Origin of the sequence: Streptomyces meridianus, assembly GCF_023703325.1 — a bacterium.
Lineage (GTDB): Bacteria > Actinomycetota > Actinomycetes > Streptomycetales > Streptomycetaceae > Streptomyces > Streptomyces meridianus.
In genome coordinates this window covers 22,707-43,620 of the sequence record NZ_JAMQGM010000001.1, presented here as the reverse complement: position 1 = coordinate 43,620, position 20,914 = coordinate 22,707, and the positions used below count along the sequence as shown (strand labels likewise).

Here is a 20,914-nt window from a genome sequence, read left to right as displayed (position 1 = left end):
GCAGGCCCGCGGCGCCCGGCCGCACGGACCCACCGGCCCGCCTCACTCCCCCGGCCCGAGGCCGCCCAGCACTCTGCGGGCCCGCTGCTCGACGCCCTCGTCGGTGTTCAGATCGGGGGTGATTCCCTCGCCGTCGACGCTCCGCCCGGACGGCGTGCGGTAGTGGCCGACGGTCAGCTCCGCGACGGAGCCGTCGGGCAGTTCGCTCGGCATCTGCACGGAGCCCTTGCCGAACGTACGCGAGCCGACGAGGACAGCGCGCCCGCGGTCCTGCAGTGCCCCGGCCAGCAGCTCGGCCGCGCTCATCGTGCCGCCGTCGACCAGCACCACCAGCGGCGCCTTCGTGGCCCTGCCGCGATCGGCGCGCAGTGTGCGCTGCTCCCCGTGGACGTCGTACGTCGCGACCACGCCGCCGTCGAGGAACGCGGACGCGGCGGTGACGGCCTCCCCGACCAGACCGCCCGAGTTGCCGCGCAGGTCCAGCAGGAACCGGTCACCGTCCGGGGCCGTCTGCACGGCCTTCAGGACCTGCCGCCCGGTGCCCTTGGCGAACGAGCCGACCTTGATGCTGGTGACCGCGGAGCGGGCCTCGCGCTCGACACTCACCGTCTCGATCTCCAGCCGCGTGCGGTGCAGGGTCTGCTCCCGCACGCTGCCGGCCCGCTCGATGCCCACCTGGACGGGCGAGCCGGCCTTCGCGGCACGGTCGCCGCCCCGAAGCCGGGAGACGACCTCGGTGACGGGACGGCCGCGGATGCCCCTGCCGTCGATGCTGCGCAGCCGGTCCCCCGGCGCGACGCCCGCCTTAGCGGCCGGACTGCCGGGCCGTACTCCGGCGACCTCGATGTCCCCGCCGGGTGCACCCCGGACGTCCATGCCGACGCCGACGTACTCGCCGTCCAGGGCCCGTCGGAGCCCCTCGTACTCGCGGGAGGTGTAGACGGCGGCCCACCGGTCGCCGCTGCGGCTGACCGCCTCGCGGGCTGCTTCGGACCCGGACTTGCCGTCGGCCATCGCACGGGCCGCCGCGGCCATCACTTCGGAGCGGGCGGCCGGAGCTGCCTGTGAACGGGCGGCCACCGCCTCGGAGTTGGTGGTCTCGTCGTCCCAGCTGCCGGTGGCGGCACCGGTCACCAGGGCGCATCCGAAGACCAATGTCAGAGCAGCCCCGCGGCGAATGCGGCGGGGCCGGACGAACATCAGCGGATCCGGCATGCCGGTGAGTCTAGGACACGCCGCGGCGCCGTACGGAGCATCTCCGTACGGCGCCACTGGAGACACATCACACCTTGAGGTACTTGCGCAGAGCGAAGAAAGCGGCAAGCGCAGGCATCAGCAACCCGATCGCGAGCACCAGCGGAAGCTTGGTCAGCACCGCGTCCCAGCCGATGAAGTTGATGACGTCGATGCGGTCGACGAGCCAGTTGTTCACCAGGAAGTACTGACCGCTGACCAGCAGGAAGCACGCCAGGCCGGCACCGATCAGGCCGGCGATGGCTGCCTCCATGATGAACGGCATCTGGATGTAGAAGCTGGACGCGCCGACCAGCCGCATGATGCCGGTCTCCCGGCGCCGGCTGAACGCCGACACCCGGACGGTGTTGACGATCAGCATCAGCGCAACGACCAGCATCAACCCCATCAGGCCGAGCGCCGCGATGTTCATGCCGTTGAGCAGGTTGAACAGGTTCTCCAGCAGACTCTTCTGGTCCGTGACCTCCTGGACGCCCGGCCGGCTGGAGAAGGCGCTGGAGATCACCTCGAACTTCTGCGGGTCCTTCAACTTGATCCGGAAGGACTCCTGCATCTGGTCCGGAGTGAGGGAGCTGGCCAGCGGCGAGTCGCCGAACTGCTCCTTGTAGTGCTTGTACGCCTGGTCGGCCGACTCGTACTGGACGGTGTCGACGATCGGCATCCTCTTCAGCTCGGAGAGGATCTCGCCCTTCTGGTCCGGTGTGACCGCGCCCCGGCTGCAGTTGGGGTCGGCCTCGGCGTCGTTCTTGTTGCAGAGGAAGACCGAGACGTTGACCTTGTCGTACCAGTAGCCCTTCATCGTGCTCACCTGGTCGCGCATCAGCAGCGAACCGCCGAAGAGGGTGAGCGAGAGGGCTACGGAGATGATCACAGCGAAGGTCATCGTCAGATTGCGGCGGAGGCCGACGCTGATCTCCGAGAGGACGAACTGTGCGCGCATGGTGTCCTTTCACAAACTGGTGGCTCGGCTACGGGCTTCGTTCAGTGCTGGTAGCCGTAGACACCACGCGACTGGTCGCGCACCAGCCGCCCCTTCTCGAGCTCGATGACGCGCTTGCGCATCTGGTCGACGATCTGCTGGTCGTGGGTCGCCATCACGACCGTCGTACCGGTCCGGTTGATCCGGTCCAGCAGCTTCATGATCCCGACGGACGTCTGCGGGTCGAGGTTTCCGGTCGGTTCGTCCGCGATCAGCAGCATCGGACGGTTGACGAACGCCCGCGCGATGGCGACGCGTTGCTGCTCACCACCGGAGAGCTCGCCGGGCATCCGGCCGTCCTTGCCACCGAGCCCGACCAGATCGAGCACCTCCGGGACCGTCTTGCGGATGGAGGCCCGCGGCTTGCCGATCACCTCGAGCGCGAAGGCGACGTTCTCCCCCACGGTCTTGTTGGGAAGCAGCCGGAAGTCCTGGAACACGGTGCCCAGCTGGCGGCGCATGTGCGGCACCTTCCAGTTGGACAGCCGCGCGAGGTCCTTGCCCAGCACATGGACCTGTCCGTGACTGGCCCGCTCCTCGCGCAGCAGGAGCCTGAGGAAGGTGGACTTGCCCGACCCCGAGGAACCCACGAGGAAGACGAACTCGCCCTTCCCGATCTCGAGCGAGACGTCCCGGAGCGCCGGGCGGGTCTGCTTCGGGTAGGACTTGGAGACGTTGTCGAATCGGATCACGGCTGCACCACGGTCGACGTGTAGAGGGCACGGGAACAGCGGGCTCCCGTCGGTGAGCGAGACCCTACGCGAAGCCGGGAGAGGAGCGCAGTCGTCGTCCCTGGTTATGCACTTAGTCACGTGACATAACACAGAAATCCAGGACAAAGGTCCCGGCGGGTTACCGCGGGGCACCCGGCGAACCCCACCACGGCGCGCCGAACCCGCCGGAAGCTGGCAGAGTGGAACGAGGGGAACCGCAGCACCTCCCCGAGCGTTGGGCACAGTGAGGAGGAGATCGCATGACGTGCGACCGTCTGGTGTGCGCCAACTGCGCGGCCCCCGTCAACGAGGGCCGGTGCCCGGTGTGCCGGGCCAGCCGGGAGAGGATGCGGCAGGAGGGCGGCCTGTTCGCGGCGCTGTCCCCCGTGGCGCTGGTCGCCCTGCTCGTCCTCATGATCGCGCTCGCGGTGCTGCTCCAGCAGGCCGTCTGAGCGCCGGCACCCACCAGCACGCCGAAGGGGCCCGGAACAGTGTTCCGGGCCCCTCGTCGTGCACTGCGCGGGCTCTCAGGTGCTGCGAGCCCTCACCGGGCCGTTCAGGCCACGGCGCCGCCGCCACGGCTGATCAGGCGCGGCATCAGGCGGAAGCCGATGCCGCCGGCGATCATCGTCGCGGCGCCGACCAGCAGGAACGCGGTCTCGGAAGCGCCGGTCTCCGCCAGCTGCTCCTTCGCCTCGCCCTGCTGGACCGGCTGCGAGCCGGCGCCGTCGGGCTCGGTGCCGACCTCGTCGCCACCGGTGCTCTGGCCCTCTTCGCCGCCGGTGCTGCCGCCGTCGGTCGAGCCGCCGGTGCTGCCGCCGCCGGTGCTGCCGCCGTCGGTCGAGCCGCCGGTGCTGCCGCCGTCGGTCGAGCCGCCGTCGGTGGAGCCACCGTCGGTCGAGCCGCCGGTGTCGCCACCGCCGTTCTCGCCGCCCTCGACGACACCGGCGATGGAGCCGCCGTTGTCGCCGCCCTCGGTCGCGCCGGCGATGGAGCCACCGGTGCCCTCGGTGCTGCCCTCGGTCACGCCGGCGATGTTGCCACCGCCGTTGTCGCCACCCTCGGAACCGCCCTCGGAGCCGCCGTTGTCGCCACCCTCCGTCGCACCGGCGATGTTGCCGCCGTTGTCGCCGCCCTGGGTGACACCCACGATGGAGTTGCCCTCGGTGACACCGGCGATGTTGGCGCCGGTTTCGTCGTTCGCGCCGACCTTGGCGATGCCGAGGTCGAGACCGCTCGCCGAAGCGGCGCCGGCGGCGGTCAGCGACGCACCGGCCGCGATCACCGCACCCGCGGCGATCCGCGCAACGCGGAGCCGTGTCTTCTTGGTCATATGTTCGCTACCCCCAGTAGCTGTTGTCTTGATGGAGCAGCCCGTACTCACGCGGCGAGGCAACGACTGGGAGTTCCTGACGCGGGATCTCGACCCGCCGCCCCCGTTCGCACACGCCTCGGACATGGGCATGCCGCGCGTCAGCTTTTCCACTTTCGGCACCAGCGTCAAGGCCGTTCCGTTCGCATTGCCGCATATACGGTCACTTGCCGGACGCAGAAAGTGTGGACTGTGACATGAACCGTAAGTTCCGCTCCGGCACGACGTATTCGGTCGCCACACACACGACGGCGCCCCACGGTCCGTGCGGACCGCGGGGCGCCGTGAAAACCGAACCTGCCTACTTCTCCTGCTGCTTGCGCCAGCGGATGCCGGCCTCGAGGAAGCCGTCGATCTCACCGTCGAGCACGGACTGCGGGTTGCCGACCTCGAACTCCGTCCTGAGGTCCTTGACCATCTGGTACGGGTGCAGGACGTACGAACGCATCTGGTTGCCCCAGGAGTTGCCGCCGTCGCCCTTCAGCGCGTCCATCTTGGCCTGCTCCTCCTGGCGGCGGCGCTCGAGCAGCTTCGCCTGGAGGACGTTCATCGCTGTCGCCTTGTTCTGGATCTGCGAGCGCTCGTTCTGGCAGGAGACCACGATCCCGGTCGGGATGTGGGTCAACCGCACCGCGGAGTCGGTGGTGTTGACGCCCTGGCCGCCGGGTCCGGACGACCGGTACACGTCCACCCGCAGCTCGGACTCGTCGATCTCGATGTGGTCGGTCTGCTCGACCACCGGCAGCACCTCGACACCGGCGAAGGACGTCTGGCGACGGCCCTGGTTGTCGAACGGCGAGATGCGCACCAGCCGGTGCGTGCCCTGCTCCACGGACAGCGTGCCGTAGGCGTAGGGGCACTGCACGGCGAAGGTGGTCGACTTGATGCCGGCCTCTTCCGCGTACGAGGTCTCGTACACCTCGGTCTTGTAACCGTGGCGCTCGGCCCAGCGGAGGTACATGCGCTGCAGCTGCTCGGCGAAGTCCGCCGCGTCCACGCCGCCGGCCTCGGCCCGGATGTTGACGACCGCCTCACGCGAGTCGTACTCGCCGGACAGGAGGGTGCGGACCTCCATCTCGTCGAGCGCCTTGCGGACGGAGACCAGCTCGCTCTCGGCCTCGGCGAGCGCGTCCGGGTCGTCCTCGCTCTCGGCGAGCTCGAACAGCACCTCGAGATCATCGATCCGGCTGCGCAGCGAATCCGCCTTGCGGACCTCGGCCTGGAGGTGGGAAAGCTTGCTCGTGATCTTCTGTGCCGCCTCCGGGTCGTCCCAGAGGGACGGGGCCGCCGCCTGCTCCTCGAGCACGGCGATGTCGGCCCTCAGCTTGTCGAGGTCCAGGACGGCCTCGATCGACCCCATGGTCGAGGAGAGGGACTTCAGCTCTTCGGATACATCGACGACTGCCACGGGACCAGCCTAACGGCTCCACCCCGCTTCCCTCCCCGCCCCCGGCCACCTTCCTCCCCCACCCCCTCGCCCACCCCTGCGGGGGACGGGTCCCCCGCCCCGGAACGACCTCAGCCAGAGGCGGCGTGGCTGCCCGCGCAGGGGACGGGGCCGGAGGGCTGGGGGTCCTGGACACTTCCGTCTATTTGCGGCCGCCAGCGGCCGTAAATATACGGTCCAGGACCCCCAGCCCCGCAGGTCACGGCCCCGGCACCCCAACGCACCCGCACAGGCCCACCGCCCGGCACCCCGACCCGGTACCCGCACCCCGACCTGGCACCGCAACGCACCCGCACACACCCCGCCGGCCCAGGCCCGACCGGCCCGACCCCGGCACCCCAACCCACCCGCGCAAGCCCGCCGACCCGCACCGCGACCCGCCCCCGCCGCGCACCCGGAACCCGCACACACGCCCCCACGTCACAGCACGAACGCCAGCACCCCCACCACGACGACAAGAGCCGCCGCCAGAACCCCCACCCGCACCCGCCTCATCCGCACCGCCGCCCGATGCCGGGCCGACCCCGGCCGCCGCTGCCCTGCCGCCCGCGGCACCCGCGCCGTCCCCCGCGCCCCACCGGCCAGCTCGTCCGCGCTCGGCACCCGCATGCTCGTATGGGTGTCCCGGTTGGAGTCCGGCGCCGCCCCGTGCACCAGCGGCACCGCGCCGCTCCTGCGCCCCCGGCCGTTGCCACCTCCGTCGACCACGCCACCGACGACCGCGCCACCGGACCCCGCACCCGATCCGTCGAACCCGCCGCCACCGCGCCCCGCCCCGGACCCCCCGGAACGGCCCCCCGCGGGCACGTCCACGGGATCCGGTTCCGGCTCGTCCACCGCGAGCGGCGGCATCCCGGCCAGCTCCGGCAGGATCTCCCGCAGCCGGCCCGCCATCTCCGCAGCCCGCAGCCGCGACGCCGGCGACTTCGCCAGGCACTGCACCAGGAGGTGCCACAGCTCGTCCGGCACACCGGGCAGCGGCGCGACGCTCTCCGTCACATGCCGCCGCAGCACCGCACCCGGATGTCCGCCGCCGAAGGGCGTGAATCCGGCGAGCAGTTCGTAGAGCACCGTCGCCAGGGCGTAGATGTCGACGGACGCGCGGGCCGGCAACCCCTCGACGATCTCCGGCGCGAGGTAGTCGGGCGTGCCCAGGATGTGGCGCGGCTGCGAGCGGCCCCCCGCCGCCCCGGCCGGCTCCGCCCCGCCACGAACCGCCCGCGTGCGCCGCGAGGAGTCGACGAGCCGGGCGATGCCGAAGTCGGTGAGCAGTGCGGGATGGGATCGCCCCGGCCCCAACGCGCCCTGCATGTCGAGCAGGATGTTCTCGGGCTTGACGTCCCGGTGGACGACGCCGGCGGCGTGCGCCGCGGCCAGACCGTCCGCGACGTCCGCGACGACGGCCACCGCCGCCTCGGGAGCGAGCCGGCGCTCCCGCTCGAGCCGGGTGCGCAGGTCCGTGCCCCGGACGAGGTCCATGACGAGCGCCAGGTCCGCGCCGTCCACCACCAGGTCACGGACACCGACGACGCGAGGGTGGTCGAGGCTGAGGAGGACCGTGCGCTCCTGCACGAACCGGCCGACGAGCTCCTGGTCGGACGCGAGGTCCTCGCGCAGCAGTTTGATGGCGGCGGGCCCGTCGGGGCCCTCGCCCAGCCACACCGTGCCCACGGACCCGCGTCCCAGGATCTGGTGGGCGGTGTACCGGCTACCGATCTTGCGTGCCAAGGCTGCTCCGACGTGTTGTGCCCCGGGACCCGTGCTCGGGCCCCTGCCCGCCGGGTGGTTCGAGGGTGGTCCTCGGCGGATGATCCCGGGGGGCCGGTGTAGGCGACAAAACTACGCCGCTGCCCGGGGCGCTCAGCACCGGACCACGTCAACTGTCACTTCTGCGCGGGATTTCGACCCGGTGGCAGTCGGAAAAACGTCGAACTCGCCCAATGATGCGACCGGTTCGGGCGACGTTCGGTCAACGGGCTTTCGGAAGCGACGCGTCGGGGCCGGGTGCCTCCCCGTGCAGGAGAGGGCCCCGGCCCCGATCGGCAGGTCGGCGGGCGCCCGGCGCCCGCGCGGGACTACTGCCCGCCCAGGTTGCCGCCGCTGCCCGAGCCGCTGCCCGGCGACGTCTCGCCGAGCTCGGAGAACCAGTCGCCGACCGAGTCGATCCAGTCGGTCGTCGCCACCCAGAAGCTCTTGCCCTCGGCGACCCATTCCGGGAGCGGGGTGAGTTCCCAGATCAGCCAGGCGGCCACGATGAACACCACGATCGTGAACAGGCAGCCCTTCAGGCACCCCAGCCCCGGGATCCGCATCGGGCTGGCACTGCGCCGCGGTTCCCGGCGCGGCTCGCGCCGCGGCGGCTGGGGCTCGTAGCGGCGCGGCGGCGGCTGGCGCCGACGGGGCTCGGCCGGCGGGTAGGGGGCGGGCGGACGGCCGCCCTGCCGCCCGTACGGCGCCTGCTGCGGCGCAGGGCGCGAGGGCCGGCGGCGCAGCGGGTCCTCGCTCGGGTCGAGGTACTGGATCTGGGTCTGCTCGGCCCGGTCGCGGGCCGCGGCCATCTGGTTCTGCCAGGGGTGGTCGCCGTCCTGGCCCGGGGGGCCGGGCGGCACCGGCGGCATCGCCCGGGTGGGGTCGGTGGCGCCCGCGGCACCGGCGGCTGCACTGCCGTGCGGCATGTACTGGGTGGCGTCCCCGTTGGCCATGGTGGTGGCCGACGGGTCGTACGCCGGGGCACCTCCGTGCGGCAGGAACTGCGTGGGATCCGCGTCGGCGTCCGGGACCGGCGCCGGGTCCGGTGCGAGCAGCGCGGCGACACCGAAGGCGGCCTCCGCCTCGGCCGGGGAGGCGTGCACGCCCACCCCCGCGGCGACCGCGCGCAGGCCCCGGGCGAGGTTCTCGGCGCTCGGCCGCTCCTCGGGACGCTTGCGCAGGCAGCGCTCGATGACCGTCCACAGCGGCTCGGGAACGGTCGTGGGGCGGCGGGGCTCCTCACTCAGGTGGCGCTGCAGCACCTCGAGGGCCGTCGCTCCCGCGAACGGCGGGCGCCCCGTGACGAGTTCGTACAGCAGGATCCCGGCGCCGTAGATGTCGACGGCCGACGTCTGCGGCCTGCCCTCCGCGGACTCCGGGGCGACGTAGGCGGGGGTGCCGACGAACTCCTGGGTGCGGGTCAGTCCCGGCGAGTCCGCCAGCCGGGCGATACCGAAGTCGGTGAGCATCGGGTGCAGCGGACCGCCCTGGTGCAGGCCCGCCAGCAGGACGTTGGCCGGCTTCAGGTCGCGGTGGACGACGCCGTCGGAGTGGCTGGCGGCGAGCGCGTCGGCGATCTGCGCGGTGAGGAAGGAGGCGTCGACCGGCGAGAACGGGCCGTTGTCGCGCAGGTGACGCTGGAGGTCCGGGCCGTCGATCAGGTCCATGACGAGCGCGAGGAGATCGCCCTCGACGACCAGGTCGCGCGTCCGCACGATGTTGGGGTGCGTGAGCCGGAGCAGCACGGAACGCTCGCGCAGGAAGCGCATCACGACGTCCGCGTCGTTCGCCAGCTCCTCCTTGAGGACCTTGATGGCGACGGTCTCTCCGGGCTGCCCGGCCACTGCGGCCTCGGCGCCTGCTGTCTCCCGCTGGCGAGCCCGCCACACGGTGCCCGTGGCTCCGCGTCCGAGCGGCTCCTCGAGCAGGTACTTGCTGCCTACCGGCCGCACGTCATGCGCTCCCTGGTCCGTTGGGGGTGGGTGCTGTCGATGGGGCCCGCCGGGCTTGCGATCCGCCCGGTCCGGGACAGAGGGCCCCGAGGGGGTGCCCGGCGGAGCCTCTCCGATCCGCAAAAACCCGCCGCGCACCCCCTACCCGTCCGCCCCACTGTAATGCCGCTCCGGTGTCAACACCCGGGCCGCGGACCGGGGGACCCCTCCGCCGCGGGTTTCGGCGCGGGCGGACGGCGCACCCGGGGGGCCGTCCGGGAGGTGCTGTTCACAGCGCACTCGGGTGGGCGGCCGGCCGGGGCCTGGCGTGCCCCCAGCCGACCGGTGAAGATCGTCCTGTGGCGGGAACGGGGCGCGACGGGCGTCACAGGTGCGAGGATGCACCCCGGCACGCGAGCGGCGGGCGGCGGGGGCCCACGCGCGCCGTGCCGGCCTGTACGCGCCGAAGCGCCGTGCACGCTGGGGGGAGATCTGCGCCAGACGCCGCCTCCCTGTCGGGCACCCGAACAGGAAGGGACCGTTCACGGCCATGCAGATCCGGCTGACCGTCCTGGGACCGCTGGGCGGTTCCGTCGCCGACGTGCTCGTCACGGCTCCGGCCGGCACCCCGCTCGCGGCGGTGGCGAGCGACCTGGCGGCCTCCGTCGCAGAAGCCGCGGCGTCGTCGGGAACCGTGGTGCTGTACGCGGGAGGCGAGCGGCTCGACATCCAGCGTTCCGCCCTGGGCGAGCCGCCGCTGGTGGACGGAGCGGTGCTGTCGCTGGGCGCCCCCGCCGTACCCGGCCGGCACCCCGGGGTGGCCCCCGAGACCGGCTCGCGGGCCTGCGCCCAGCTCCATGTCATGTCCGGGCCGGACGCGGGCGGGGTGCACCTGCTGCACGGCGGTGAGATCCGTATAGGGCGTTCCGGCGAAGCGGACGTGCCGCTCGACGACCCCGACGTGTCCCGGCTGCACTGCACCGTGGCCGTGGGCGAGGACGGCCGGGTGACCGTCACCGACCTGGGGTCGACCAACGGCACCACTCTGGACGGGGAACCGGTCGGCGGGCGTCCGGAGCCGGTGCGGCCGGGCGGTCTGGTGCGCATCGGCGAGTCGGTGCTGCGTCTGCATCCCGCCCCGGACGGCACCGGCGGGGATCCCGGTGCGGGGCCGATACCACGGACGATGGCCGCCGTCGCCGACGGCGAGGGCCATCTGCGGATCGAGCGCGCGGGGCGACAGGCGGGTCTCCCGGCCGGTGCAGCCACGGAACACACCGGACCGGAGCAGAGCGGACGGGAGCGGACCGGGCCGGAGACCGCCGGGCTGCCCGGGGGCAGCGGCGCCGCCGGCGGGGGCCCGGCCGCGGGGGGACCGGCCCGTGATCATCCCGCCGACGGCGGCCCGGGACAGGAAGCCCGGCGGGGACTCGGGGTCAGCGCCTGGGCCCGGTGGCTGACCGCCGGGCGCGCCGGTGTCCGCCCGGGGAACGGGCCCGGCGGACCCGCCGCCCCGGACGTCGCCGCAACCCTGCTCGAGCGCTGGCCGGACCCCGCCACCGTGCTGCTGACCGTGCTCGGCCCCGGCCGCCGGCTCTGGGAGCGGGACGCCGCGCACGACGACGCGATGGTCGTCCGGCTCGGCACCGCGCACCGCTCCTCCGAAGCCCTGCCCGCCCCGGTCACCGTCGGGCTGCGCCAGGCCGGTTCGCTCGGCCTGGCCGGACCGCGGGCCAGGCTCACCGGACTGGCCCGCTCGGTGGTGGCCCAACTGGCCGCGCTCCACTCGCCCGGCACCCTGGAGATCGTCCTGATCGACGCCGGGAGCGCAGAAGCCGGCGGGGAACGCCCCGCCGAGTGGTCCTGGCTCGGCTGGCTCCCGCAGGTGCGGCCCTCCCACGGCCAGGACTGCCGGCTCCTGTTCGCCCGCGACCGCGAACAGGCGGAGGCACGGGTGGCGGAGCTGGTGCGGCGGCTCGACGACGGTCCGCTGGGCCCGGGCTGGGCCGACGCCGGCCGCGCGGCGGTCGCCGAGGCATCGGCCGCGCACAGGGGGCCGTACAGCCTGGTGATCGTCGACGGCGACCCCGGCACGCCCGCCTTGCGGACGACCCTGCGCCGGATCGCCGCGAACGGCCCCTCCGCGGGGGTCCATCTGCTTTGCCTGGCCGAGACACCGGCCGCCTCACCCGCCTCCCCGGTCTCGGCGACGTTCGACGCGGCCCGGCAGGCGTCCCCCGCTTTCGGGTCCTGCGGTGCCGTGGCGATGCTGAGCGGGGACGTGGCGACGGCGCTGCGCGTGCTGATGCCCTGGCCGTCGTCCGGCGACGTCGGCGCCACGGCCCCGGGCGACCTGGCCGGCCCGGTGGTCGGCAACGGCGTGGTGGCGACGGTCGACGCCGTCTCCCCGGCCTGGGCCGAGCGGTTCGCGCGGGCACTGGCGCCGCTGCGCGCCGCCGAATCGGGCGCGTCCTCCGGCGGCACGTCGCGGCGGGTGGCCACGACCCTGCCGCGCACGGCACGGCTTCTCGACGAACTGGGGCTGGCGCGCGCCACCCCCGCGTCGCTGACCGCCCGCTGGGCGGAGGCCGACGACGGCCCGGCCGAGCGCCGAAGGCTGCACACGGTCCTCGGTGCGGGACCGCACGGGCCGCTCACGGTCGATCTGGCCGCGGAAGGACCGCATCTGCTCGTCGAGGGCGGCCCCGGCACGGGCAAGACGGAGTTGCTGCGCGCCCTGGCGGCGTCGCTGGCGGCCGGGGACCGGCCCGACCGGGTATCGCTCGTCCTCGTGGACGGCCGCGGGGCGGGCTCCGCAACCGTGCCCGAACCGCGGAGCAGCGAGGGCCGCGGCGAGAGCGGGCACGGCGCGCCGGAGGCCGACGGACTGCGGCCGTGCACCGACCTCCCGCACGTCTCGACGCATCTGACCAGCACGGACCCGGTGCGCATGCGGGCCTTCGCGCAGTCCCTCACCGCGGAGTTGAAACGGCGCGCCGAGCTGCTCGGCGACGCCGGCCACGACGCCCGGCCCGCCGCCGTCCGCCCGGAGAAGGCCGCGCGGGTCGTCACGCCCCGCCGGGCCGGGGACGACACCGGCCTCCCGCTGCGGGCCGGCACCGCAGCAGGATCCGGCTCGGCCCGGCCGGTGCCCGGCAGCAGCGCGGCCGCATCGGACGGGATGCCGCGTCTCGTGGTACTGGTCGACGACTTCGACGCCCTGGTGGACCCCGCCCTCGGCAGCACCGGCCGACCGGCCGCGGGGTCGGTGGTGCGGGCGCTGGAAGCCGTGGCCCGCGACGGTGCCGGGCTCGGGGTGCATCTGATCGCCGCATCGGGCCACCCGGAGCGGACGGCGCAGACCGCCGCCGCACAACGGGCCGGCCTGTGCATCCGCCTGGAGGTGCTCCCCCAGGAGGAGTCGCCCCGGGCCGGCACTGCGGCCCACGACACGGCAACCCGGGCGGGCCGCGGGCTGCTGATTTGCCGCGGCGGCAGGACGACACCGTTCCAGACCGGGCGGGTCAGCGGACGGATCCCACGGACGTCCACCCTGCGGCCGACGGTCGTCCCCCTGGACTGGGACCGGGCCGGCGACCCGCCCGCCCGCCGGCCGCTGCGGGAACTGGGAAACGGCCCGACCGACCTGGCACTGCTGGCCAGCGCCATGCAGCGGGCCGCGCTCACGGCGGACGCCCAGGCGTCCCCACCGCTCGGCTGAGGCGCGCCCCGGCCGGAGCCGGGCGGCGCCGTCCGCACGCCCGGGCAGGGCCGGTGTCAGTTCCGGACGAACAGGTTCAGCCGGGCGCCGCGCGTGCGCTCCTCGCGTTCGCTGTGGAAGTCGGCGAGCAGGGCCTCCTTGGCCCGCTCCCCGGCCGGCCGGCGGCCGGTGGCCCGCTCGGTCCCGGCACCCTCCAGGACCCACACCCTGCGCACGTCGGCCATGGCGGCGTGCAACCGCTCCGGGGCCAGCTCGGTGCCGTAGAGGGTCCCGGAGCGGGCGGGTGAGCGGTCCAGGGCAACGTCGTCGAGCCCGGCGAAGGCGTCCGGATAGGCGACGGCCGCCTTCCGCCGGTCGCCGCCCAGGAAGAGGATCGCGTCCCGCGGTTCGGCCGACCGCTGCACGAGCCGTGCGACGGCCCGCTGGTCGTCCGGCCGGCTCTCCGGCGAGCGCAGGTACAGATGGGTGCCGAACTGCCCGCCGAAGGTGAACGCCACCAGCAGCGCGGCCGTCAACGGCATCGCGACGGCCCACGGGGTGACGGCATCGGCCATCCGCTCGATGCCCGCCGCGACCAGCAGGCAGAAGCCCGGCAGCGCGAACAGCACGTACCGCTCGGCGTACACCGGATGCAGCTGCGACACGGCGAAGAGCAGCGCGGGAGGCAGCACCAGCAGCGGCAGCGCCAGGACGGGGACGGTCAGTCCCGGGATCGGGCCCTCGTCCCGGCTGCGGCGGCGGGTGAGCAGCGCACCGATCGCGAACACCACGGTCGGGAGGGCGACCCACCCCGACGGGCCGGCGAAGGCACGCACCAGCTCGGTGAAGGCCGGCCAGCCCGGCGCCGCCCAGTCGGAGGGCCCCGCCTGTCCGCGGGCCGTCCACATCACCGGGGCGGCCACGAGGCAGGCGAACGCGGCGGCCATCACCCAGCGGAGCCACAGGCACGCAACGGCCCGCACCAGCAGGAGGGTGGCCGCGTGGGCGAAGAGCAGCAGCAGCGCACTCGGGTGGAGCAGACCGGCAACCGCGACGACCGCCGCGTAGCCGCACCACCAGCGGTCCTCGTCCTCCTCGCAGCCCCGGATCAGGAAGTACGTCGCAGCGGTCGCACAGGCCGTGACCAGGGCGTACTCGTGGGCCTGCTGCGCGTAACGGCTCACGGCCGGGACGACCGCGAACAGCATGCCCGCGGCCAGCCCCACCATCGGCGCGGCCAGCCGGGTGCCGATCGCGGCCACCAGGGCCGCGGCCAGGCCCATCGCGGCCACCGAGGGCAGCCGGAGCACCAGTTCGTCCGGCCGCAGCGCGAGCAGCCCCTGCATCAGCAGGTAGTACGGCCCGTGGACCGCGTCGGTCTGACTCGCCAGCTGCCACAGCTCGCCCGGGCTGCGCCGGGCGGCGGCCCAGGTCGCGGTCTCGTCACCCGACAGGCCCCGGCTGCCCAGACCCCAGAGGCCGAGGGCCACGGCGGTGAGCGCGGGCAGCAGCACGGTGATCGCACTCGCCGGGCCGGACAGGGGCGTCCCCCGGCGCTGTGGAAGCTGCAGCTGCGTGGTGACCAAGAGTCCTCCTCGTGGCTGGCCCCCCGGGGGACGGCCCCCTGTCTTGGTTCGGCAGCCGGACCCGGCCGCTTGACCGCAACAGGCAGATTTCTCATGGTTCGGACAAGAATGGGATGACCTGAGCGAATCCGGGTCGCCGTCCTCCCGGACGGCAAGCGCCCGGCGCCCCCACGGAAACCCGGTCGACGCGCCATGGACGAAGCACCGCCGGAATGGGCCGGCTCCGCCGCGACAGCGCAGGTCAGTGTGATCGTGATCGGCTTCGACGACGCCGACCGCATCGCCGACGCCGTCCTCTCCGCGCTGCGCCAGGGCCCGTGCGTCGCCGAGGTCGTGGTGATCGACGACGGTTCCGGCGACGGCACCACCGACGTGCTGATGGGACTCGCCGAGCGCTACGCGCGCATCCGTGTGGTCCACCGGGCGGCCAACAGCGGCGGTTGCGGAACCCCACGCAACGACGGACTGATGCACGCCTCGGCCCGTTACGTGATGTTCCTCGACAGCGACGACGTGCTGCCGCCCGGCGCCGTGAACTCCCTCGTCTCGGCGGCCGCACGGCACCGCGCCCAGGTCACCGCCGGCCTGTGCATCCGCCGCGAACTGCCGCACGGCCGGGACGTGCCCTGGCAGCGCGCTCTCTTCCTGCGCGAGGCGGTGTACGACTCCCCCGACGACCAGCCGCGCCTGGTCCGCGACACCCTCTGCGTCAACAAGCTGTACGACCGCGCGTTCCTCGCCCGGCACGCCGTCACCTTCCCCGAAGGGGACTTCCGCTACGAGGACTTCGTCTTCACCGCCCGGGTGCTGGCGGCGGGCCCACGGATCGCGCTGATCCCCGCGCCCGTCTACATCTGGCACGTGCGGCGGGACGCGGCCGAACCGTCGATCTCCCTCGACCGCGGCACCCTCGGCAACTGGCGCAACCGGCTGGAGGCGCACCGCCGGTCCGTCGAGATCCTCGAGGGAGCCGGGCGCAGCACGCTCACCCGGGCCGCCCGGACCAAGTTCCTCGACCACGACCTGCGGATGTACACCCGCGAACTGGGCAGCCGCAGCCCGGATTTCCGCAACGACTGGTGGCGGCTGACCCGGGAACACCTCGCTGCCTTCGACGAGGCCGACCTGCTCGCCGCCCGCGCCCCCGCCCGCTGGATCGCCCGCGTCGTCACCGCCGCCGAGGAGCCGCGGGACCTGGTGCGCCTGGCCGAGCTGGCCAACCGCCCGGCCCGGCTGCTCCCGCCCTACGTCCGGGTGGCGGGCCGGCCCGTCTGGGACACCGATCTTCCCCAGGTGGAACTGGACCGGATCGACACCAAGCCGCTGTACCGGCTGCCCGTGACGATCGACGCCGAGCCCCGGGCGGGTGCCCGTACCCGGCTGCACGTCCGCGTGCACGACCTCTACGGCCGCCTGCTCCGGGCACGCCCCGCATCCGTCGACATCGAGCTGCGCCACCGGGAGGACGGGCGGCTCGGCCAGGTCCGCGACGCGTGCCTGAACGGGAACGGAAATTCCTGGACGGCCGAGGCGATCCTGGACCTGGACGCGCTCGCACCGGCCGGGGCGGCCCGCCCGGAGGTGTGGGACGTACGGGTCCGGCTGCGCTGCGCCGACGGCTCGTCGCTCTACACCGCCGCCCGCGCCGGCGGCCCCGGGCTGCGGCGCACGGCTGCGGTCAGCCGCCGGCACGGCCTGCTGCTCGTCCAGCCGTACGCCACCTCCGGCGGTTCGCTGGCGCTGCGGGTCGCGAGCGGGCCGAGGCCGGCCGCCGGTGTCGCAGCCGACCGGCTGCTGCGGCGGCGGGAGCGCCGCAGCCGGGAGGCCCGGCGCACGCGGTGGCCCCGGCGCGCCCAGCGGTCTCAGCGCTCGAGGAAGGCGAAGAGGTCCTCCCACCGGCGGACGATCTCCGCGGTCGAGTAGCGCCGCACGTTCTGCCGGGCCAACACCCCCATCCGGTCCCGCAGCTCCTGGTCGGCCATCAGCACCCCCAGCTGCCGGGCGAGTTCGGTCGTGTTGCCCGGCGTCGCCAGCAGCCCGTCCTCCCCGTCCCGGACGATCTCCCGTACGCCGGGGGCGCAGTCGAACGCGACACAGGGAACGGCGGTCGCCATCGCCTCCATCAGCGCCAGCGGGAAGCCCTCCCCCCGCGAGGACTGCACGAACACCGAACCGCCGCGCAGCGCACCGGGCACGTCGTCCGTGCGCCCCATCCAGTCCACGCCGGCGTCCAGGCCGAGTGCCGTGCACCGCGCCTTCAGCATCTCCTCGTCCTCACCGGAGCCGTAGATGCGAAGCCGCCAGCCGGGAAAGCGCGGCGCGGTCTGCGCCCAGGTGTCGAGCAGCATGTCGATCCCCTTCTGATCGTGCAGCCGCCCGATGCTGATCACCACCTTCTCCGTGCGCTGCGACGCGACCTCCGGCATGAAGGGCAGGGGGTTCGGCATGCAGCCGACGTTGTCCAAACCCCTGCGGATCCACCGGTCGGCGTCCTCCCGGGTGAGGAGCAGCAGCCGGTCGGCGTCCGGGTAGTACCGCAGGATCCGGCCGAACCGCGAGGAGCCCCGGGAGTAGTCGTACGACTCGTGGCTCATGCCGATCACCGTGAGTCCCCCGGTGTCGGCCGACCGCACCCACTCCATCGCCCACACCTGGGTGACGATCACGACCCCGCCGGGCCGGGCGGTGCGGAACAGCGCGCTCAGCCGGTCCACCTGCTCGCGCATGCCCGCCTCGCGGACCCTGCGACGGTGGCGCACGGCCGGATCGAGCAGCCCTCGCAGCCCGCGCTCCGGACCGGCCGGCGGCGGGCGGGTTCCGTACAGGGTCGTCATCGGGTACGGCGGCTCGCCGCCCAAGTCCTGCGGCACCTCGGAGGGCGCGATGCCGACCAGGTGCACCCGGTGCCCCCGGGCGAGGAACAGGCGGGCCATCTGGTGCGACCAGCTGGTCACACCGCCCAGCTCGTCGACGCTGTTGGACACGAGGAACACATCCCGGCAGACCTGAGCGCGCCGCGCGTCACCCGTGCGCCGCGCGTCCGTACCGGCGCCGTTCATGCCGGGCCCCCCGGTGCGGTGCCGCGCTTGAGGGCGATCAGCTCGACGACCCGCCGGGCCGCGTCGCCGCGGTCGTACTCCCCGAACTCCGCGACGAACCGCTGCCGGGCCTCTGCGTACACCGGCCCCGCCGACTTGAGGTCCGCGACGGCCGCGAACAGCTCCTCCTCGGTCTCCGCGACCGGCCCCGGTGCCTTCAGGCGCAGGTCGAAGTAGGTACCGCGGCTCTCGCCCGCGTACGCGTCGTAGTCGTGCGCGAAGAAGATCATCGGCCGGTCCAGCAGCGCGTAGTCGAACATCAACGACGAGTAGTCCGTGATCAGCCCGTCCGCGAGCGCGAGCAGCGGGGTGACGTCGTGCTGCGACGTCACGTCGACGACCTTGCCGCGCAACCCGGGCGGCAGCACGACCCGGTTGAGGTAGTGCGCCCGCACGAGCAGGGTGATCCGGTCGCCGAAGCGGCGTGCGAACGCCTCAAGGTCGAAGCCCGGTTCGAAGTTCCGCACCTTGCCGGACGCGTCTGCCCGAAACGTCGGCGCGTACAGCAGCACCATCCGGTCGTCCTCGATGCCGAGCTCGGCAGCGAGCGGTCCGCGGCTGCGCGCCCCCGTCAGCTCCTCGCGGCGGCGCTCGGCGACCAGCGGATCGTTGCGCGGATAACCGGTGCGCACCGGCACCCCGCTGCGCAGCCGGAACGCCGCGGCGAGCGTGCGCACGTCGTGCTCCGAGCGGACCAGGAAATGGTCGAACCGGTCCAGCACCCGCTGATGCGCCTCCTGCGCCGGCCGGGTCATCATCCTCAGCCGCGGCTCGTCGAACCCCATGCGCTTGAGCGCCGAGCCGTGCCAGGTCTGGATGTAGGTGGTCCGCGAGCGCTTGGCCAGCTTCAGCGGAAAGCCCTGGTTGTCGATCCAGAAGTCGGCCCGGGCGAGGGCGAGCAGATACCGCCATCCCCAGCGGCGTACCAGAACGGCGTCGCGGGGGAAGCCGTCGGCGCTCCGACCCGCGTACGACCACACCCCCTCGAACGGCACGCCCAGGTGGCGCAGTTCCTCGTAGACCGCTCGCGGGCTGTCGCTGTACTGCTTGCCGAGATGGCTCTCGAAGACGATCAGACCGGGCCGGACCGGCAGGCGGCAGAACAGCCGGTGGTACACCCCGATCTTCGTCGGACCCGAGTTCATCCTCCGCCTGACCTGCCGCGCCCCGCGCAGCCCGCGCTTGGCGAGGCTGCCGGGACGTCCCGTGACCAGCCCGCCGATGGACCGCGTCGCACGGCTCGCGACGGCGCCCTCGGCGACCAGCCGGAAGGCCAGGTGCCCGCGCCGGGACACCTCGGGCAGCAGATGGTCGGCCACCAGCCGGGTGAGCCGCGGGCGGACCGGCAGCGACCGGGCGCCGTCGAGGTCCACCCCGTCCACGCTGATCCGGGTGCGGAGCCGGGTGCCGTCGACATCCAGCACGAGGCGGACGTCCCAGACCGCGTCGATGACGCCGAGCGGCCGCAGACCGTGCGTCAGACCGGCTGCGGCCTCCCACTCGAGGTACCGGTCCCCCCAGCGCAGGGCGGTCAGCGGGAAGCAGTGGACGGTGCGCAGCCCCTTGCGGCGGGGGCGGAACTCCAGCCGCCCGCGCAGCCGCGCGGAGCGGGCGATGCGGCCGAGCGGGTTGACGACGTTCCCGGCGAGCCGCAGCGTGCCGCGCCCGTCGTCGCCGTAGGACGTCAGCCGGTTGCGCAGGAAGAGCCGCTCCAGCGGGCCCGTGTGGTAACCGGCATCGGTGACGTCGAGGACCGCGCGCCCCTCCGGATCGTCGAGATGCTCCGCGCACCAGTAGACGCGTCCGTTCCGCTCGACGAGCGGCGAGGAGAGTTTGGCCCGGTTCGCCAGCGTGTCCGCGGCGGGCAGCAGGTTGTCCCAGTCCTGCTTCCGCAGCAGGTACGCGCAGATGGCGTGGACGGGCTCGGCGGCGGCGTACGCGGACGGGTCGACGCCGTCGAGGTAGCCGGCGGCGAGTTCGGCGAAGCGCCGCCGGTACTCCGCGTCGAGCAACGGCAGGTCCCGCAGGTGGAGCACCAGGTCGTGCTTGAGGAACTTGACGTCCTTGTGGAACTTCAGGTCGCTCAGCCGCTGCTGCTCCAGCAGCTCGTCGATGCGCCGGTGGATCTCCATCCGGTGGGCGAAGTTGGCGATCTCGTGGCGCCGGTTGCTGATGGACCGGGCGGCGGCGTCGCCGTTCTCGACGACGTTCCAGAAGTAGACGCGGTTGGGGATCAGGGCGATGCGGCGGGCGGCGAGGTACGCCCGGGCGGAGAACAGCAGGTCCTCGTAGTGGATGCCGACCGGGAACCGCAGGTCGCGCTCCAGCAGGAAGTCCCTGCGGTAGCACTTGTTGGTGGACAGGGTGTCGAAGACGAGCAGGTCGGGCAGTTCACCGATCGACTCGAGCACCTGGCTGTGCCGGTAGAGCCACGGGTACCACTCGACCTTCTTGCCGTGCCGGTTGGCGACATGCACCCGGACACACAGCCCGGACACGAGGTCGGCCTCGGTGCGCTCGGCCGCCTCGAGCAGGTTCCGGCAGGCGTTGCGCTCCAGTTCGTCGTCACTGTCGAGGAACATCACGAAGCTGCCGCGGGCCTCGGCGATACCCCGGTTGCGGGGCGCTCCGCAGCCGCCGCTGTTCTCCGGGAGCCGGAAGACCCGGACCCGGCCGGGGTGCTCGGCGGCCAGCGCCCGGGCCGTCTCGTACGTGCCGTCTGTGCTGCAGTCGTCCACGACGACGGCCTCGACGCCGTGCAGGGTCTGTTCCAGGACCGAGCGCACGGCGGTGGGCAGCCGGGCCGCGTCGTTGTAGGCGATCACGACCACCGAGACGTCCGGGCCCGCTGCCGGTCCGCGCATCGTGTTCATCAGCACCTCCGCGCAGCACCGGACACATTTGCGACACATCAGAAACTACCGCCGATACCTCGCCGGCGGCGTCCGGAGCGCCGCCCGCGCGAGCGGTGGCCCGTGACGGGGCGGGGCGGCCGGCGTCCGCGGCCCGCTGGTCCGTTCGGGTGACGAACGGGTGGGTCCGGCCCACCCGCAAACGCCGCGGGGCGGCCCGGAGCCGGTGCGCT

Annotated in this window: 13 protein-coding genes; 3 read left to right on the top strand and 10 right to left on the bottom strand. The window is 73.5% G+C overall.

All coding sequences use genetic code 11. From position 1 onward, the window contains the following. Nucleotides 1-42: 42 nt before the first annotated feature. The 3 genes from M1E25_RS00135 to ftsE form a co-directional block, all read right to left on the bottom strand. Nucleotides 43-1,215 carry a S41 family peptidase gene (locus tag M1E25_RS00135; protein WP_251407446.1) on the bottom strand — a complete coding sequence of 391 codons (1,173 nt, stop codon included), beginning with the start codon at nt 1,213-1,215 and terminating at the stop codon, nt 43-45. 67 nt (nt 1,216-1,282) lie between these two features. Next, a complete protein-coding gene (gene ftsX, locus M1E25_RS00130) occupies nt 1,283-2,194 on the bottom strand; it encodes a permease-like cell division protein FtsX (RefSeq protein ID WP_251407444.1) in 912 nt (303 codons plus the stop codon). Nucleotides 2,195-2,235: 41 nt separating this feature from the next. Then, a complete protein-coding gene (ftsE, locus tag M1E25_RS00125) occupies nt 2,236-2,925 on the bottom strand; it encodes a cell division ATP-binding protein FtsE (RefSeq protein ID WP_251407443.1) in 690 nt (229 codons plus the stop codon). Nucleotides 2,926-3,206: 281 nt separating this feature from the next. Here ftsE and M1E25_RS00120 point away from each other — a divergent pair, with 281 nt between their 5' ends. Further along, the gene (locus M1E25_RS00120; RefSeq protein ID WP_251407441.1) at nt 3,207-3,398 is read left to right on the top strand and encodes a hypothetical protein; all 192 of its coding nucleotides are present in this window, start codon (nt 3,207-3,209) and stop codon (nt 3,396-3,398) included. 104 nt (nt 3,399-3,502) lie between these two features. On the opposite strand, the gene M1E25_RS00115 is transcribed toward M1E25_RS00120, so the two are convergent. The 4 genes from M1E25_RS00115 to M1E25_RS00100 all read right to left on the bottom strand — a co-directional run bounded on the left by M1E25_RS00115 (nt 3,503) and on the right by M1E25_RS00100 (nt 9,466). Then, nucleotides 3,503-4,279 (bottom strand): hypothetical protein, encoded by a 777-nt coding sequence (locus M1E25_RS00115; protein ID WP_251407439.1) that lies wholly within the window; start codon nt 4,277-4,279, stop codon nt 3,503-3,505. Between the two features lie 340 nt (nt 4,280-4,619). Beyond that, entirely contained in the window at nt 4,620-5,726 is a 1,107-nt protein-coding gene (gene prfB, locus M1E25_RS00110; protein ID WP_251407437.1) for a peptide chain release factor 2, read from the bottom strand. Nucleotides 5,727-6,185: 459 nt separating this feature from the next. Then, complete coding sequence (locus M1E25_RS00105; RefSeq protein WP_251407434.1) at nt 6,186-7,493, bottom strand: serine/threonine-protein kinase; 1,308 nt, start codon at nt 7,491-7,493, stop codon at nt 6,186-6,188. Nucleotides 7,494-7,840: 347 nt separating this feature from the next. Then, nucleotides 7,841-9,466: a serine/threonine-protein kinase gene (locus M1E25_RS00100; RefSeq protein ID WP_251407432.1), complete on the bottom strand. Its 1,626-nt coding sequence runs from the start codon at nt 9,464-9,466 to the stop codon at nt 7,841-7,843. A gap of 529 nt (nt 9,467-9,995) precedes the next feature. On the opposite strand from M1E25_RS00100, the gene M1E25_RS00095 reads away from it, so the two are divergent. Beyond that, complete coding sequence (locus M1E25_RS00095) at nt 9,996-13,166, top strand: FtsK/SpoIIIE domain-containing protein (protein WP_251407430.1); 3,171 nt, start codon at nt 9,996-9,998, stop codon at nt 13,164-13,166. Between the two features lie 56 nt (nt 13,167-13,222). Here M1E25_RS00095 and M1E25_RS00090 read toward each other — a convergent pair whose 3' ends face one another. Continuing rightward, nucleotides 13,223-14,731 carry a glycosyltransferase family 39 protein gene (locus M1E25_RS00090; protein ID WP_251407427.1) on the bottom strand — a complete coding sequence of 503 codons (1,509 nt, stop codon included), beginning with the start codon at nt 14,729-14,731 and terminating at the stop codon, nt 13,223-13,225. 192 nt (nt 14,732-14,923) lie between these two features. Here M1E25_RS00090 and M1E25_RS00085 point away from each other — a divergent pair, with 192 nt between their 5' ends. Then, entirely contained in the window at nt 14,924-16,654 is a 1,731-nt protein-coding gene (locus M1E25_RS00085; protein WP_251407425.1) for a glycosyltransferase, read from the top strand. Here M1E25_RS00085 and M1E25_RS00080 read toward each other — a convergent pair. Both M1E25_RS00080 and M1E25_RS00075 read right to left on the bottom strand, forming a co-directional pair. Then, nucleotides 16,594-17,790 carry a glycosyltransferase gene (locus M1E25_RS00080; protein WP_251407423.1) on the bottom strand — a complete coding sequence of 399 codons (1,197 nt, stop codon included), beginning with the start codon at nt 17,788-17,790 and terminating at the stop codon, nt 16,594-16,596. The two genes, M1E25_RS00085 and M1E25_RS00080, sit on opposite strands and share 61 nt — an antisense overlap. Further along, nucleotides 17,787-20,702 carry a bifunctional glycosyltransferase/CDP-glycerol:glycerophosphate glycerophosphotransferase gene (locus tag M1E25_RS00075; RefSeq protein WP_251407421.1) on the bottom strand — a complete coding sequence of 972 codons (2,916 nt, stop codon included), beginning with the start codon at nt 20,700-20,702 and terminating at the stop codon, nt 17,787-17,789. Before M1E25_RS00075 ends, M1E25_RS00080 begins: the two co-directional genes overlap by 4 nt. Nucleotides 20,703-20,914 lie beyond the last annotated feature (212 nt).

What these genes read in the sequence shown, in the direction of transcription:
- M1E25_RS00080 (WP_251407423.1), bottom strand. Translation starts at nt 17,790, where the DNA reads ATGAACGGCGCCGGTACGGACGCGCGGCGCACGGGTGACGCGCGGCGC.
- M1E25_RS00120 (WP_251407441.1), top strand. Translation starts at nt 3,207, where the DNA reads ATGACGTGCGACCGTCTGGTGTGCGCCAACTGCGCGGCCCCCGTCAAC.
- ftsX (WP_251407444.1), bottom strand. Translation starts at nt 2,194, where the DNA reads ATGCGCGCACAGTTCGTCCTCTCGGAGATCAGCGTCGGCCTCCGCCGC.
- M1E25_RS00115 (WP_251407439.1), bottom strand. Translation starts at nt 4,279, where the DNA reads ATGACCAAGAAGACACGGCTCCGCGTTGCGCGGATCGCCGCGGGTGCG.
- M1E25_RS00075 (WP_251407421.1), bottom strand. Translation starts at nt 20,702, where the DNA reads ATGAACACGATGCGCGGACCGGCAGCGGGCCCGGACGTCTCGGTGGTC.
- M1E25_RS00095 (WP_251407430.1), top strand. Translation starts at nt 9,996, where the DNA reads ATGCAGATCCGGCTGACCGTCCTGGGACCGCTGGGCGGTTCCGTCGCC.
- M1E25_RS00135 (WP_251407446.1), bottom strand. Translation starts at nt 1,215, where the DNA reads ATGCCGGATCCGCTGATGTTCGTCCGGCCCCGCCGCATTCGCCGCGGG.
- M1E25_RS00085 (WP_251407425.1), top strand. Translation starts at nt 14,924, where the DNA reads ATGGACGAAGCACCGCCGGAATGGGCCGGCTCCGCCGCGACAGCGCAG.